Annotated in this window: 12 protein-coding genes; 9 read left to right on the top strand and 3 right to left on the bottom strand. The window is 67.3% G+C overall.

What is annotated here, in order from left to right; all coding sequences use genetic code 11:
* Position 1 precedes the first annotated feature (1 nt).
* Positions 2-1,036 (top strand): lipase secretion chaperone, encoded by a 1,035-nt coding sequence (locus tag VL15_RS30975; protein WP_048250533.1) that lies wholly within the window; start codon positions 2-4, stop codon positions 1,034-1,036.
* Between the two features lie 29 nt (positions 1,037-1,065).
* Here the strand turns inward: VL15_RS30975 and VL15_RS30970 are convergent, their stop codons facing one another.
* On the bottom strand, positions 1,066-2,586 hold the full coding sequence (locus tag VL15_RS30970; protein ID WP_048250532.1) for a PLP-dependent aminotransferase family protein: 1,521 nt from the start codon (positions 2,584-2,586) through the stop codon (positions 1,066-1,068).
* Between the two features lie 108 nt (positions 2,587-2,694).
* Here VL15_RS30970 and VL15_RS30965 point away from each other — a divergent pair, with 108 nt between their 5' ends.
* The 5 genes from VL15_RS30965 to VL15_RS30945 all read left to right on the top strand — a co-directional run bounded on the left by VL15_RS30965 (position 2,695) and on the right by VL15_RS30945 (position 8,798).
* A complete protein-coding gene (locus VL15_RS30965) occupies positions 2,695-3,801 on the top strand; it encodes an ABC transporter ATP-binding protein (RefSeq protein ID WP_048250530.1) in 1,107 nt (368 codons plus the stop codon).
* A 77-nt stretch (positions 3,802-3,878) separates the two neighbouring features.
* Positions 3,879-4,925: an ABC transporter substrate-binding protein gene (locus VL15_RS30960; RefSeq protein WP_048250528.1), complete on the top strand. Its 1,047-nt coding sequence runs from the start codon at positions 3,879-3,881 to the stop codon at positions 4,923-4,925.
* Positions 4,926-5,024: 99 nt separating this feature from the next.
* A complete protein-coding gene (locus VL15_RS30955; protein ID WP_048250561.1) occupies positions 5,025-6,281 on the top strand; it encodes an ABC transporter permease in 1,257 nt (418 codons plus the stop codon).
* A 37-nt stretch (positions 6,282-6,318) separates the two neighbouring features.
* Positions 6,319-7,155, top strand: a complete 837-nt coding sequence (locus VL15_RS30950) for an ABC transporter permease (protein WP_011355761.1) — start codon at positions 6,319-6,321, stop codon at positions 7,153-7,155.
* Positions 7,156-7,379: 224 nt separating this feature from the next.
* Positions 7,380-8,798, top strand: coding sequence for an MFS transporter (locus VL15_RS30945; RefSeq protein ID WP_196319643.1), 1,419 nt, complete (start codon positions 7,380-7,382; stop codon positions 8,796-8,798).
* A 65-nt stretch (positions 8,799-8,863) separates the two neighbouring features.
* Here the strand turns inward: VL15_RS30945 and VL15_RS30940 are convergent, their stop codons facing one another.
* A complete protein-coding gene (locus tag VL15_RS30940; RefSeq protein ID WP_048250527.1) occupies positions 8,864-10,597 on the bottom strand; it encodes a S53 family peptidase in 1,734 nt (577 codons plus the stop codon).
* 628 nt (positions 10,598-11,225) lie between these two features.
* On the opposite strand from VL15_RS30940, the gene VL15_RS30935 reads away from it, so the two are divergent.
* From VL15_RS30935 to VL15_RS30925, 3 genes are read left to right on the top strand one after another with little or no spacing between them, the layout of a single operon-like run.
* On the top strand, positions 11,226-11,549 hold the full coding sequence (locus VL15_RS30935; protein ID WP_041493622.1) for an ArsR/SmtB family transcription factor: 324 nt from the start codon (positions 11,226-11,228) through the stop codon (positions 11,547-11,549).
* Positions 11,549-11,980 (top strand): SRPBCC family protein, encoded by a 432-nt coding sequence (locus VL15_RS30930; RefSeq protein WP_048250526.1) that lies wholly within the window; start codon positions 11,549-11,551, stop codon positions 11,978-11,980. Before VL15_RS30935 ends, VL15_RS30930 begins: the two co-directional genes overlap by 1 nt.
* Entirely contained in the window at positions 11,977-12,405 is a 429-nt protein-coding gene (locus tag VL15_RS30925) for a DUF1801 domain-containing protein (protein ID WP_048250525.1), read from the top strand. Before VL15_RS30930 ends, VL15_RS30925 begins: the two co-directional genes overlap by 4 nt.
* 91 nt (positions 12,406-12,496) lie before the next feature.
* Here the strand turns inward: VL15_RS30925 and acnA are convergent, their stop codons facing one another.
* Positions 12,497-15,214, bottom strand: a complete 2,718-nt coding sequence (gene acnA / locus VL15_RS30920; RefSeq protein ID WP_048250524.1) for an aconitate hydratase AcnA — start codon at positions 15,212-15,214, stop codon at positions 12,497-12,499.

Raw genomic sequence — 15,214 nt, 5'->3', positions numbered from 1 at the left:
GATGACGGCACGTGAAGGGCGCGCGCCGCTGGCGCGGCGCGCTGTGGTCTACGGTGTCGTGGGGCTGGCGGCGATCGCCGGCGTCGCGATGTGGAGCGGTGCGGGATGGCATCGCGGGACGGGCACGGCCGCCGAGTTGCCGGACGCGGCTGCGGCAGGCGGGGCGGCTGCCGCGCCGCCGCAGGGCGCCATGCCGGCGAGCACGGGCCTGCCGTCGTCGCTGGCCGGCTCCAGCGCGCCGCGACTGCCGCTCGATGCCGGCGGCCATCTTGCGAAGTCGCGTGTGGTGCGCGATTTCTTCGACTACTGCCTGACCGCGCAGAGCGACCTGAGCGCGGCCGCGCTCGATGCGTTCGTCGTACGCGAGATCGCCGCGCAGCTCGACGGCACGGTTGCGCAGGCCGAGGCGCTCGACGTCTGGCACCGGTACCGTGCGTATCTCGACGCGCTCGCGAAGTTGCGCGATGCCGGCGCGGTCGACAAGTCCGACCTGGGCGCGCTGCAGCTCGCGCTCGACCAGCGCGCGTCGATCGCATACCGCACGCTCGGCGACTGGAGCCAGCCGTTTTTCGGCGCGGAGCAGTGGCGGCAGCGCTACGATCTCGCGCGATTGAAGATCGCACAGGATCGCACGCTGACGGATGCGCAGAAGGCCGAGCGGCTCGCGGCGCTCGAGCAGCAGATGCCGGCCGACGAGCGCGCCGCGCAGCAGCGGGTCGACCAGCAGCGGGCCGCGATCGACCAGATCGCGCAATTGCAGAAGGGCGGCGCGACGCCCGATGCGATGCGCGCGCAACTGACGCAGACGCTCGGCCCGGAAGCCGCCGCGCGCGTCGCGCAGATGCAGCAGGACAACGCATCGTGGCAGAGCCGCTACGCGGACTATGCGGCGCAGCGTGCGCAGATCGAGTCGGCCGGCCTGTCGCCGCAGGATCGCGATGCACAGATCGCCGCGTTACGACAGCGCGTGTTCACGAAACCCGGTGAGGCCGTGCGGGCGGCATCGCTCGATCGCGGCGCGGGCAGCGCGCAGTGACGCGGGCGGCGCGCCGCGCGTGACCGGCCCTATGCCGCGCGCGTGATGTGTCGCGGCAGATGTTGCTCGATGGTATCCGCGAGCGTGTCGAACGCGGGCCCGATGCCTTCGTGCGCGACGCACGCATAGCCGAGCAGCAGGCCGCGCCGCGCGGTGTCCTGGCGGCTGTAGTAGCTGGTGAGCGGGCGCACGATCACGCCCGCATCGAACGCGCTCTGCGTGACCGCGCGATCGTCGCAGGCGTCCGGCAGGCCGAGCACCAGATGCAGGCCGGCCTCGTCGCCCATCACGGGCAGCGCGTTGCCGAAGCGCGCGCGGATCGCGTCGATCATCAGTTGCCGGCGCTCGCCGTACAGCGTGCGCATCCGCCTGACGTGCGAAGTCAGGTGACCGTCCATGATGAATTCGGCGAGCACGGCCTGCTGCATCAGCTGGCCCTCGCGATACAACTCCGACAGCCCCGTGCGGAACGTGTCGACCAGATGCTCGGGCACGACCATGTAGCCCATCCGCAGCCCCGGGAACAGCATCTTGCCGAGGCTGCCGACGTAAATCACGCGGCCGCCGTCGTCGAGCCCCTGCAACGACGCGAGCGGCCGGCTGCCATAGCGGAATTCGCTGTCGTAGTCGTCCTCGATGATCCAGCAGCGGTGCTGGCGCGCGTATTCGAGCAGCATCCGGCGCCGCGCGAGGCTCATCACCATGCCGAGCGGGTACTGATGCGACGGCGTGACGAGCACGAGGCGCGGCGGATGCTGCATGTCGCTGGCACGCGGATCGAGCCCTTCCTGGTCGACCGGCACCGGCGCGAGTGTGAGGCCGGCCGCCTGCAGTACGCTGCGCACGCCCCAGTAACACGGTTCCTCGACCCACGCGCGATCGCCGATGTCGGACAGCAGCCGCACCGCGAGATCGATCGACTGGTGAATGCCGGTGGTGATGATCACCTGGTCCGGCGAGCATTTGACCGAGCGCGCGACGCGCAGGTAATCGGCGAGCGCGCGCCGCAATGGCCGGTAGCCGCCGCCCGGCGCATAGGTCAGCAACTCGGGGTTCGCCTCCTTCCACAGCCGCGCCTGCAGGCGGCTCCACGTGCGGCTCGGAAATTCCGACACGTCCGGTACGCCCGGCATGAACGCGCCCCACTGGCGCCGCGACACCCCCGCGTGCTCGATCAATTGCCGGCCGCGCATCGACAGGCTGCCCTGTGCGTCCGGCGCCGGTTCATCTGCGTCCGTCGGCGGCGGCGCGGCGCCCGGCGCCTGGATCGCGGCGGCGTCCGGCCGCGTGTCGGCCACATAGGTGCCGCTGCCGGTCGTCGTCAGCACGTAGCCTTCGGCCGTCAGCTGGTCGTACACGTGCAGCACGGTATTGCGCGCGATCGACAGGTCCGCCGCGAGCGTGCGGGAACTGGGTAGTTTCGTTCCTGGCCCTAATTCCCCGGTCAGGATGGCTTGCTGCATCTGCTGCAGCAACTGCCGGTACATCGGCTCGGACGAGCCACGGTCGAGGCGAGCGGAGAGCCAGTCGGCGAGGATCACGGTATCCAAAGTGGTCCTACTAGTAATATTGAAATGGTTCCCTATTGTAGAACCGTGTGCGCCGTATAGTGGCTCGCATCTCAAAATCAATTGTCGCGAAGCAAGGGGACAGCCACGATGAAGTCCGATGATGTGATCGTCAGCTTTCGCGGCGTGCGGAAGACCTACGACGGCGAGACGCTGGTCGTCAAATCGCTCGACCTCGATATCCACCAGGGGGAATTCCTGACGCTGCTCGGGCCGTCGGGCTCGGGCAAGACGACCTGCCTGATGATGCTGGCCGGCTTCGAGTTTCCGACGGGCGGCGAGATTCGCCTCGACGGCGAGCTGCTGAACAACGTGCCGCCGCACAAGCGCAACATCGGCATGGTGTTCCAGAACTACGCGCTGTTTCCGCACCTGACGGTCGAGCAGAACGTCGCGTATCCGCTGACTGTGCGCAAGCTGCCGGCCGCCGAGCGCGCGGAGCGCGTCGCGCACGCGCTGAAGATGGTGCAGATGGAGCGCTTCGCGAAACGCTATCCGGCGCAGCTGTCGGGCGGCCAGCAGCAGCGTATCGCGCTGGCGCGGGCGCTCGTATTCGAGCCGAAGCTCGTGCTGATGGACGAGCCGCTCGGCGCGCTCGACAAGCAGCTGCGCGAACACATGCAATACGAACTGAAGGCGCTGCACGAAAAGCTCGGCGTGACCTTCGTGTACGTGACGCACGACCAGGGCGAGGCGCTGACGATGTCCGATCGCGTCGCCGTGTTCGACAAGGGCATCGTGCAGCAGCTCGACACCGTCGACCGCCTGTACGAATCGCCGTGCAACGAATTCGTCGCGAACTTCATCGGCGACAGCAACCGGCTGCGCGGCACCATCGCGCGCGTCGACGGCGAGTTCTGCGAGTTCCGGCTCGACGACGGCACGAAGCTCGTCGGCCGCCATATCGGCGATGCGGCCGAGGGCGCGTCGGCCGTCGCGTGTATCCGCCCCGAACGCATGAGCCTCGCCGCGCACGGCGCGAACGGGCACGCGAACGGCGCCGCCGCCAACCGGCTGAGCGGCGAGGCGCGCAGCCTCATCTATTTCGGCGATCACGTGCGCATGCGCTGCGCGCTGCCGGGCCAGGACGAATGTTTCGTGAAGGTGCCGCTCGGCACCGGCGCGCTCGACGCGTTCTCGCCCGGCGCGCCGGTCTCGCTCGCGTTCGCGCCCGAGCACCTGCGCGTGTTCGCTTGAGTATGGCTTCCCTGATTTTCCGTAGCACGTCGTCAACAACAACTGCCCACTTCCACCACGAGAGGAGAGGAACCACCATGAACCGAGCAAGCTTTACCGCGCGTCGCACCGCGCTGGCACTGGCGCTCGCCGTAGTCGGCGCATCGGCTTCGGCCGCCGAGCTCACGGTCGTCAACTTCGGCGGCGCGAACGGCGACGCGCAGAAGGCCGCGTTCAACCAGCCGTTCGAGAAGGCGACCGGCAACAAGGTCACCGCCGTGGAATACAACGGCGAGCAGGCGAAAGTGAAGGCGATGGTCGAGGCGAAGCACGTCAACTGGGACGTGGTCGAAGTCGAATCGGGCGACCTGAACCGCGGCTGCGACGAAGGGCTGTACGAGAAGCTCGACTGGTCGAAGATCGCGAAGAAGTCCGACCTGATTCCGGAATCGCCGCAGGTGTGCGGCGTCGGCTTCTTCGTGTGGTCGACGGCGCTGTCGTACAACGCGGACAAGCTGAAGTCGGCACCGACCGGCTGGGCCGATTTCTGGAACGTGAAGAAATTCCCGGGCAAGCGCGGGATGCGCAAGGGCGCGCGCTATAACCTCGAATTCGCGCTGATGGCCGACGGCGTCGCGACGAAGGACGTGTACAAGGTGCTCGGCACGAAGGCCGGCCAGGACCGCGCGTTCAAGAAGCTCGACGAACTGAAGCCGTACATCCAGTGGTGGGAAGCGGGCGCGCAGCCGCCGCAGTTCCTGGTCGCCGGCGACGTCGTGATGTCGACCGCGTACAACGGCCGCATCGACGCCGCGCAGAAGGAAGGCAAGAACCTGAAGGTGGTGTGGAACGGCAGCATCTACGACCTCGACTACTGGGCGATTCCGAAGGGCTCGCCGAACAAGGCGCTGGCCGAGCAGTACATCGCGTATTCGCTGACACCGAAGCCGCAGCAGGCGTATGCGCAGCACATCGCGTACGGCCCCGCGAACATCGCGGCGATCAAGTCGCTCGATGCCAAGACGCTTGCGAACCTGCCGAACTCGCCGGCCAACGGCAAGAGCGCGGTGCTGGAGGATATCGGCTTCTGGACCGACCACAGCGACGAGCTCGAGCAGCGTTTCACCGCGTGGGCGACGAAGTAACCGTTCAGGCATCCTGATGCAACCGGCCGCGCGGCGCGTCATTCGCGTCGCGCGGCATTCCGCCGGAGCGTGCCCGGCCGGAGAGAACCGTTGAATACGATGACGATCGCGCCTTCCTCGCCGTCGACCGCCGCGCTCAAGCGCGAGCTGAAGGCCGCCGAGGCCCGCAAGCGCACGATGGCGTTGCTGCTGGTCGCGCCGCTCGCGATTTTCCTGCTGCTGATCTTCGTCGTGCCGATCGGCACGCTGCTCACGCGCGCGGTGCAGAACCCCGAGATCGCGACCGCGCTGCCGAACACGATCGCCGCGTTGTCGGGCTGGGACCGCAAGGCGCCGCCGGCCGATGCCGCATACGTCGCGCTCGCGGCCGACATGACGAAGGTGGCCGACAGCGAGGCGATGGGCGCGCTCGCGCGGCGGCTGAACACCGAAATTCCGGGCTATCGCTCGCTCGTCGCGAAGACAGCGCGCGCGATGCCGCTAAAGGGCGACAACGACGTGGCGCTGACGCCCGCGCAGACGCGCGAGAAAATCATCGACCTCGACGCGCGCTGGGGCGACGTTGCGTACTGGCAGTCGATCGCGAAGAACGGCAGCCAGACGTCGCCGTTCTACCTGCTCGCCGCGCTCGACCACAAGCAGGACGGCTTCGGCCATCTCGTGCAGGCCGATCCCGACCAGTCGATCTACCTCGCGATCTTCGGCCGCACGTTCGTGATCGGCGTTGCCGTCACGCTGTTCGCGCTGCTGCTCGGCTATCCGCTTGCGTACTGGATCTCGACGCTGTCGGAGCGGCGCGCGAACCTCGTGATGATCCTCGTGCTGATTCCGTTCTGGACCTCGGTGCTCGTGCGCGTCGCCGCGTGGATCGTGCTGCTGCAGAGCGAAGGGCTCATCAACAAGGCGCTGATCGGCAGCGGGCTGATCTCGCATCCGCTGACGCTGCTGTTCAACCGCGTCGGCGTGTACATCTCGATGACGCACATCCTGCTGCCGTTCATGATCCTGCCGCTGTACAGCGTGATGAAGTCGATCCCGCCGACCTACCAGCGCGCGGCCGTGTCGCTCGGCAGCCACCCGTTCGCCGCGTTCTGGCGCGTGTACGTGCCGCAGACCTATCCGGGTGTCGGCGCGGGCGCGCTGCTCGTGTTCATCCTCGCGATCGGCTACTACATCACGCCCGCGCTGCTCGGCGGGCCGAACGACCAGATGGTCAGCTACTACGTCGCGTACTTCACGAACGTGACGATCAACTGGGGCATGGCGTGCGCGCTCGGCGGGCTACTGCTCGCGGCGACGCTCGTGCTGTACGCGGTGTACGGGCGCTTCACGCGCACGAACGTGAGCCTCGGCTGAGCGCCGCGCACCAGGAAACGGGAAAGGGAATCCGACCATGAAACTCGCCAGGCCGCTGTTCGCGCCGCACATGTCGTTCGTCGAGCGCGCGTGGTACGTCGCGTTGCGCGTGCTCGTCGTGCTGACGCTGCTGTACCTGATCCTGCCGGTGCTCGCGATCGTGCCGCTGTCGTTCTCGTCGAGCACGTTCCTCGTTTATCCGATCCCGGGCTTCTCGACGCGCTGGTACGAGAACCTGATCGCGTCGGACGAGTGGCGGATGGCTGCGAAGAACAGCTTCATCGTCGCGCCGTCGGCGACCGTCGTCGCGACCGTGCTCGGCACGCTCGCCGCGATCGGTCTCACGAAGGCCGACTTCCGCGGCAAGGGGCTGCTGATGGCCGTGCTGCTGTCGCCGATGATCGTGCCGGTCGTCGTGGTCGGCGTCGGCATGTACCTGTTCTTCGCGCCGCTCGGGCTCGCGAATACCTACACGGGGCTGATCGCCGCGCACGCGGCGCTCGGCGTGCCGTTCGTCGTGACGACGGTCGCCGCGACGCTGCAGGGCTTCAACCAGAACCTCGTGCGCGCGAGCCTGTCGCTCGGCGCGAATCCCGTGTCGACCTTCTTCCGCGTGACGCTGCCGGTGATCGCGCCGGGCGTGATGTCGGGCGCGCTGTTCGCGTTCGCGACGTCGTTCGACGAGGTCGTCGTCACGCTGTTCCTCGCGGGCGCCGACCAGACGACGCTGCCGCGCCAGATGTTCACGGGCATTCGCGAGAACATCAGCCCGACGATCGCCGCGCTCGCGACGATCCTGATCATCTTCTCGACGAGCCTGCTGCTCGCGCTCGAATGGCTGCGCGGCCGCAATGCGCGGCGCGCGGTGACGTGACGGCGGCTGCGGGGCGGCGCAGTTCGTTGCGCGAACAACGACGTAGCACGACGACACGCAAGCTTTCGTTTCGCTGACTGACGACGCGGCCGCCTGCACGTTCGATGCGGCTCTGCAACAATACGGTTCGCGACGGCACGCGAGCCGGTTTCACTGCATGGCACGCACGCCGCCGCGCCGCTCAATCCGCGACGCCGCGCGTCGCCCGTCAGCCGAGCCTCATTTTGTCCGAATTCGCTTCTTCCGCCGGCGCCAGCGAGCCGGCCGTCAACTGGCGCGCGATGTCCGCCGTGCTGCTGGCCGTCGCGCTCGCGACGCTCGACACCGCGATCGCGAACACCGCGCTGCCCGCGATCGCCGCCGACCTGCATGCGTCGCCGGCCGCGTCCGTGTGGATCATCAACGCATACCAGCTCGCGATGGTCGCGACGCTGCTGCCGTTCGCGTCGCTCGGCGACATCGTCGGCCACAAGCGCGTGTATATCGCCGGGCTCGCGGTGTTCACGCTTGCATCGCTCGGCTGCTCGCTCGCGTCGACGCTGCCGATGCTGACGGCCGCGCGGATCGTGCAGGGCTTCGGCGCGAGCGCGATCATGAGCGTCAACGTCGCGCTGATCCGCGGCCTGTTTCCCGCGCACCGGCTCGGGCGCGGCGTCGGCTTCAACGCGCTCGTCGTCGGTGTGTCGTTCGCGGTGGGGCCGACGATCGCGTCGCTGATCCTGTCGGTCGCCGCGTGGCCGTGGCTGTTCGCGGTGAACGTGCCGCTCGGCGTGTTCGCGCTCGCGGTGGCGATTCCGTCGCTGCCGCAGACGGCGCGCGGCAAGCATGCATTCGATCCGATTGCCGCGCTGTTCAACGTGATCACGTTCGCGTCGCTGATCTTCGCGCTTGGCGAATTCGCGCAGCGCGGGCCGCTTTCCGTCGTGTTCGCGGCGGCCGCGGTTGCGCTCGCGTTCGGCTGGCTGCTGATTCGCCGCCAGGCCGGGCACCCGGCGCCGATGCTGCCGGTCGACCTGTTTCGCCGGCCCGTGTTCACGTTGTCCGCGCTGACCGCCGTGTGCGCGTTCGCCGCGCAGGGGCTTGCGTTCGTGTCGCTGCCGTTCTATTTCGAAACCGTCCTGCATCGCAGCGCGGTCGAGACGGGGTTCCTGATGACGCCGTGGTCGGCGATCGTCGCGCTCGCCGCGCCGATCGCGGGCCGGCTGTCGGATCGTTACCCGCCGGGCCTGCTCGGCGCGATCGGGCTCGCATTGCTGAGCGCGGGCATGGTGTCGCTCGCCGCGCTGCCGGCGCTGCCGGGCGTCATCGACATCGGCTGGCGGATGATGCTGTGCGGCGCGGGTTTCGGTTTCTTCCAGTCGCCGAACCTGAAGGCGCTGATGTCGAGTGCGCCGCCCGAGCGCAGCGGCGGCGCGAGCGGGATCATCGCGACCGCGCGGCTGATCGGGCAGGCGACGGGCGCGGCGCTCGTCGCGCTGTCGTTCGGGATCGCGGGGCGCCACGGGCCGACGCTGGCGCTGATGCTCGGTGCAGGGTTCGCCGGGGCGGCGAGTGTCGCGAGCGGGTTGCGGCTGTTTGCGCCGTCGCATCGGGCCGGCGTGCCGGCCGCGCCGGAGCGCGCGAAGGAGCCCGCGGCGGAGTAGGTCAAGGGAAAGTCACGAACCGGCGCGCGACTCACTACCGTCGCGCGCCGCACTTCACACGTCGCTCAGAACCCGCCCGACTTGATCAGCTTGTTGAGGTTCGCGATATTCAGGCTGCCGAAGCCGGTCGTCAAATCCCAGCCGGTGCCCGCGGTGTAGCCATACCCCTGATAGCCGTTGTTCCCCGACACGACGTCGTAGCGCACGAGCGACGGGTTCGACGGGATCGCGCGATACAGGTTGCTGGCCGGGAAGCCGAGGCCCGTACCGTTCGCCGCGAGCAGGCGCGCCCAGAGGCCCGTGAAGATCGGCGCGGCGAGACTCGTGCCGCCGATCTGCTGCAACTGGCCATAGTTGTAGATATACGCGCCCGTGCTTTGCGCGGCGTCGAACGAGACATCCGGCAACTGACGGTTGCTGCCCGACTGCCACGACGGTGCGGGCAGGATCGTGCTGACGCCGCCGCCCGTCGCCCACAGCTTGCCGTTGCCGTCCAGGCCTTCGTTCCACACCGTTTCGTTCGAGAAGGCGCCCGACGATGTCGTGTAGAGCGTCGTGCCGCCGATCGCGAGCACGTGCGGCGACGAAGCCGGCCACGACACCGTGTAGTTCGAGCCGTCCGGATAGCCGCGGTTGTTGCACTCGTACACGCCTTCGTCGCCCGACGATACCGAGAACGTCTGGCCTTGCGCGGCGGCCGTCGTGAAGATCTGTTCCTCGGCGTCGATCGTGCCGTCCGCGTTCGCGTCGGTCTCGCACCAGCCGAGCGACACGTTGATCACCTTCGCGGTGTTGTCCGACACCGCGCGGTTGAACGCCTGCGTGAGGCCCGTGTTGCCGGCTGCGTTGAGGTCTGCCATGTAGAACACGAGCTTGCCGACCTGGCCGCCGGCCGAGCCGACGATCGACTGGCTGTCGAGATCCCATTCGCCCTGGCCGTCCTGGTCGTCGCTGTAGCTGCCGCCCGAGCCGTTGGTCTGGATGGTCTGCGTCGAGACCGTGCGGTAACCGTTGCTCGACGTGAACTGGCTCAGGTCCTGCAGCGTCTGCGATACGCCGCCGATCGTGATGATGCCGACGGTCACGCCGGCCGCGGTCGGCACGCCGGTCGCGTTGTAGAGGCCCGGGAATTCCTTCGGATAGTGGCCGGTGGCCGTGCCGGCAGCGAGCGCCTGCGGCTTCGCCACGTTGCCGACGCGCAGCATCGGCCGCGCATGCGCGACGCTCTGCAGCCCGAGCACCGAGCCGACGACGTCGCCGAGCGCGCGCGGCACCTGCGCGGTCGATGCGTTGGCGAAGCCCGAGCGGCCCGCGTACTCGAAGTGCACGAGCGACGTGTTGAATGCGGTCTTCACGGTGCCGGCCGTACCGCGCGCGGACACCAGCAGCCGGTTCGGCGCGACCTCGACGTTCACGAAGCCGCTCTTGTGCAGATAGTCGACGACCGACTTCACCTGCGCTTCGGTCGGCGCGTAGTTGGCGAGGAACTGCTCGTGCGAGATGTACTGGCGGTAGTGCGCGCTGCCGGGCCGGTTCACGTCGCGCGCCAGTTGCTTGAGCTGCGCGGCGTTGCGCAGCTTCAGGCTGACGATGACGTTGGTCGTTTCACCGGCCGCGAGTTCGAGCGACGGCGCCGCACTGCGCGCCATCAACTGCGGGCCGGTCAGAAAGGCCTTCGTATGGGTGTCGACCCAGTCCGTCGCCGCATGCGCCGCAGCGGCGGCGAACACGAGCGGTGCCACGCACGCAAAGCGGCGGGGCGACGGCAGGGGCAGGGCAAACCAGGCGTTCCTTTTCATCGGGAGTCCTTTTTAGGAGAGACGACGTTGCTGGAGCCCTCGACCCTTGTGGGGCCGCGAGCGGTGACGAGCGTAGGGCGTCGGTGCCGTTCGGGTAGCTGCCAGTTTCCATAGCTGTCAGTTCTGACATCCGCGCCTGCGCTCGCACGCGATGCGTCGTACACGCATGGGATGGCGGGCCCGGCGAACGGAACCGGTTCGCGGCACGGCGGTGCGGCAACGCACGACGTTCGCACGCACGAGTTGTTCGTTGCGACATCGGAGCGCGCGCGATCGCGGAGCGGATCGACATGCGAACGCGTGACGGGCAACCGGTCGTTGCCGTGTGCCGCGTCGCACTATGTGGTCAAACGAAGCAACACGGCAGGAACGGATTCGCGCGTGCACAAGAAAGGGGCCGGCCGATCGCAAACGTTTCCCGAACTGTGGAACAGCGCGCCGGGCAGTCTTGCAGGGGGCTTTCGGATCGCGTGCCGCGATGGCGGATTAGAGGAAACGCTCGAATTCGGAGGCGGGCATGAGCCGATGCGACGGATGCTCGAACGACGTCGTTCGCGAAATTCCGTCTTGACTTGCGCCGATCAGCGGATATCCTTCGATTCATAACCACTGGGTTATGGATTTGGACATGCAGAACGCACACGACATGCTTTTCAGGACGCTTGCCGATCCGACGCGCCGCGCGCTCTTCGAGCGGCTGTGCGCGGACGGCGAGCTGACGGTTGCCGCGCTGACGGCCCATGCGGGCGTCTCGCAGCCGGCCGTCTCGAAGCATCTCGGCGTACTGAAGCAGGCCGGGCTCGTGAGCGACCGTCACGAAGGCCGGCAGACGCACTACAGCGCGCAGCCGCAAGCGCTGGCCCCGTTGATCGACTGGACAAGCCAGATGGCCGGTTTCTGGCAGAACCGGTTCGATGCCCTCGAAGATCTGCTGAAAAGGATGGATCAGTAATGAACCAAGCCACTACCGAAACGCGCTCCGTCGTCGTCGAACGGGAACTGCCGCATCCGCCGGAGAAGATCTGGCGCGCGCTCACGCAACCGCACCTGATCGAGGCGTGGCTGATGAAGAGCGACTTCGAGCCGGTCGCGGGCCGCGCATTCAGCTTCCGCGCGGATTGGGGCTCGGTCGACTGCACGGTCCTGACGATCGAGCCGCCGCGGGCGCTGTCCTACACGTGGGCCGCGTACGGCCTCGAAAGCGTCGTCACGTGGACGCTCACGCCGACGCCGGCCGGCACGCACCTGCGCATGGAGCAGGTCGGCTTCCGCGCGGATCAGGAGCAGGCGTACCGCGGCGCGCAGCACGGTTGGGTACGGTTCTTCGAATCGCTTGAACAGGTGCTGGCACGCCCCGACGAAGGCACGGAGGCCCGCGCATGAGTACCACGGACGACCTCAATCCGTCGGCGCGCATCGACGCGCTGATCGCCGGCATCCCCGACTGGCGCGGCCCGCTCTTCGCCGATCTCCGCCAGACGATCCTCGCGGCCGCCGAAGGCATCGTCGAGGAATGGAAATGGATGGGCAGCCCCGTGTGGTCGTGCGACGGGATGATCGCGGTCGCGAACGCGCACAAGGGCAAGGTGAAGCTGACCTTCATGCACGGCGCGCATCTGCCCGATCCCGGCGCGCTGTTCAATGACGGTCTCGACGGCAATGCGCGGCGCGCGATCGACTTCTTCGAAGGCGACCGGATCGACAAGCGGGCGCTGAAGACCCTCGTGCGCGCGGCGATCGAATACAACCGCACGCATCTGAAGAAAAACGCACGGACGGGCGCGAAGGCGCGCGGCAGCGCCGCGTAGCGCGCAGGCAAAAAAAGCCCGACACGAGGTCGGGCACCAAATCGGCCGCAACCGCCGCGAGGCGGCTGCGGCACCTGCAAAAGCAGGGCGCTTACGCTGCGAGCAGCGAGCGCAGCACGAACGGCAGGATACCGCCGTGCTTGTAGTAGTCGACTTCGATCGGCGTATCGATACGCAGCAGCACCTGCACGCGCTGCGTTTCGCCGTTCTTGCGGTTGATCACGAGCGTGACGTCCTGCTGCGGCTTGAAATCGTCGCCGAGGCCTTCGATGTCGTACGTCTCGTCGCCGGTGATGCCGAGCGACTGGATGCTGTCCGAGCCCTTGAACTGCAGCGGCAGCACGCCCATGCCGACCAGGTTCGAGCGGTGGATACGCTCGAAGCTGCGTGCGATCACGGCCTTCACGCCGAGCAGTTGCGTGCCCTTCGCGGCCCAGTCGCGCGACGAGCCCGTGCCGTACTCTTCACCCGCGAACACGACGGTCGGCGTATCGGCGCCGACGTACTGCATCGCCGCGTCGTAGATCGACTGCTGTTCGCCGCTCGGCTGGTGGATCGTCAGGCCGCCTTCGACGCGCGAGCCGTCTGCCTTCGCCGGGATCATCAGGTTCTTGATCCGGACGTTCGCGAACGTGCCGCGCATCATCACGTCGTGGTTGCCGCGGCGCGAGCCGTAGCTGTTGAAGTCGGCCTTCTGCACGCCGTTTTCCTTCAGCCACTTGCCTGCCGGCGAGTCTTCCTTGATCGAGCCTGCCGGGCTGATGTGGTCGGTCGTGACCGAGTCACCGAAGATGCCCAGTGCGCGCGCGCCCTTGACCGTCGGGATCGACGCAGCCGGTTCCATCGAGAAGTCGCTGCCGAAGAACGGCGGCTCGGCGATGTACGTCGACTTCGGCCAGTCGTAGACCTGGCCCGATTCGCCCTCGATCTTGCTCCAGAGGTCGCCCTTCTTGGTCAGCTTCGCGTAGTTGTCCTCGAACTTCTTCGGATCGAGCGCGAACTTGAGCAGCGCGTGGATTTCATCGCTCGTCGGCCAGATGTCGCCGAGGTAGATGTCGCGGCCGCCCTTGCCCTTGCCGACCGGCTCGGTCATCAGGTCGCGGGTGATGTTGCCGGCGATCGCGTAGGCGACGACGAGCGGCGGCGATGCGAGGAAGTTCGCGCGGATGTTCGGGTGGATACGCGCTTCGAAGTTGCGGTTGCCCGACAGCACGGCAGCCGCGACGATATCGTTCTTCGTGATCGCTTCGTTCAGTTCCGGCGTCAGGTCGCCCGCGTTGCCGATACAGGTCGTGCAGCCGTACGCCGCGACTTCGAAACCGAGCTTGGAGAGGTAGGGCAGCAGGCCCGTCTTCGTCAGGTATTCGGTGACGATGCGCGATCCCGGCGCGAGCGAGGTCTTGATCTTCGGATCGACCGTGAGGCCGGCCTCGACCGCCTTCTTCGCGAGCAGGCCGGCGGCCAGCAGCACGCTCGGGTTCGACGTGTTCGTGCACGACGTGATCGCGGCGATCAGCACGTCGCCGTTCTTCACGTCGACGCCGTTGCTCGTCGTGTACTGCGTGTTCAGGTCGTCCGCCTTCTTCGCGAAGCCGTTGTCGGCGACCGGCTTCGAGAACAGGTCGCTGAACGTCGACTTGACGTTGCCGATCTCGATGCGGTCCTGCGGGCGCTTCGGGCCGGCCAGCGACGGTGCGACCGTCGCGAGGTCGAGCGTCACCGTCTTCGTGTAGTCGATGTCGCCGGCCTTCGGGATGCCGAACAGCTTCTGCGCCTTGAAGTAGTTTTCGAACGCGGCGATTTCCGCCTTCGTGCGGCCCGTGCCTTCGAAGTAGTCGATCGTCTTTTCGTCGACCGGGAAGAAGCCCATCGTCGCGCCGTATTCCGGCGCCATGTTGCCGATCGTTGCGCGGTCCGGCAGCGACAGCGACTTCGTGCCTTCGCCGAAGAATTCGACGAACTTGCCGACGACCTTCTCCTTGCGCAGCATTTCGGTGATCGTCAGCACCAGGTCGGTGGCCGTCACGCCTTCGCGCAGCTTGCCCTTCAGCTCGACACCGACGACGTCCGGCGTCAGGAAGTACACCGGCTGGCCGAGCATGCCGGCTTCGGCCTCGATGCCGCCGACGCCCCAGCCGACCACGCCGATGCCGTTGATCATCGTCGTGTGGCTGTCCGTGCCGACGAGGGTATCCGGGTAGTACACGGCGTCGCCGCCGTCCGCCTTCTTGTGGACGCCGCGCGCGAGGTATTCGAGGTTCACCTGGTGGACGATGCCGACGCCCGGCGGCACGACCTTGAACGTGTCGAATGCCTGCATGCCCCACTTCATGAACTGGTAGCGCTCGTTGTTGCGCTGGAATTCCAGTTTCATGTTCAGGTCGAGCGCGTCCTTCTGGCGGAAGTAGTCGATCTGGACCGAGTGATCGACGACGAGATCGACCGGGACCAGCGGCTCGATCTTCTTCGGGTTCTTGCCCGTGCGCTCCGCGACGCCGCGCATGGCCGCGATGTCGGCGAGCAGCGGCACGCCCGTGAAGTCCTGCAGCACGACCCGCGACACCACGAACGGAATCTCGTCGACGCGCTTCGCGGTCGGCTTCCAGTTCGCGAGCTGCGCGATGTGCTCTTCCGTGATTTTCTTGCCGTCGTAGTTGCGCAGCACGGACTCGAGCACGATACGGATCGACACCGGCAGGCGTTCGATCTTCGTCTTCAGCTCCTTGCCGAGTTGCGGCAGCGAGTAGAACTTGCCTTTGCCGGAACCGCTGTCGAATTCCTTGAGGGTCTTGTGGAGATTGTGGGCCAT

The organism is Burkholderia cepacia (assembly GCF_001039005.1).
GTDB lineage: Bacteria > Pseudomonadota > Gammaproteobacteria > Burkholderiales > Burkholderiaceae > Burkholderia > Burkholderia theae.
The sequence above is the reverse complement of the archived record's forward strand: the minus strand, read 5'-3'. Positions and strand labels throughout refer to the sequence as shown.

Bases quoted from the DNA above. Each gene is read 5' to 3' on its own strand.
- VL15_RS30930 (WP_048250526.1), top strand. From the start codon at position 11,549: ATGAACCAAGCCACTACCGAAACGCGCTCCGTCGTCGTCGAACGGGAA.
- VL15_RS30925 (WP_048250525.1), top strand. From the start codon at position 11,977: ATGAGTACCACGGACGACCTCAATCCGTCGGCGCGCATCGACGCGCTG.
- acnA (WP_048250524.1), bottom strand. From the start codon at position 15,214: ATGGCCCACAATCTCCACAAGACCCTCAAGGAATTCGACAGCGGTTCC.
- VL15_RS30965 (WP_048250530.1), top strand. From the start codon at position 2,695: ATGAAGTCCGATGATGTGATCGTCAGCTTTCGCGGCGTGCGGAAGACC.
- VL15_RS30935 (WP_041493622.1), top strand. From the start codon at position 11,226: ATGCAGAACGCACACGACATGCTTTTCAGGACGCTTGCCGATCCGACG.
- VL15_RS30960 (WP_048250528.1), top strand. From the start codon at position 3,879: ATGAACCGAGCAAGCTTTACCGCGCGTCGCACCGCGCTGGCACTGGCG.
- VL15_RS30940 (WP_048250527.1), bottom strand. From the start codon at position 10,597: ATGAAAAGGAACGCCTGGTTTGCCCTGCCCCTGCCGTCGCCCCGCCGC.
- VL15_RS30955 (WP_048250561.1), top strand. From the start codon at position 5,025: ATGACGATCGCGCCTTCCTCGCCGTCGACCGCCGCGCTCAAGCGCGAG.
- VL15_RS30950 (WP_011355761.1), top strand. From the start codon at position 6,319: ATGAAACTCGCCAGGCCGCTGTTCGCGCCGCACATGTCGTTCGTCGAG.
- VL15_RS30975 (WP_048250533.1), top strand. From the start codon at position 2: ATGACGGCACGTGAAGGGCGCGCGCCGCTGGCGCGGCGCGCTGTGGTC.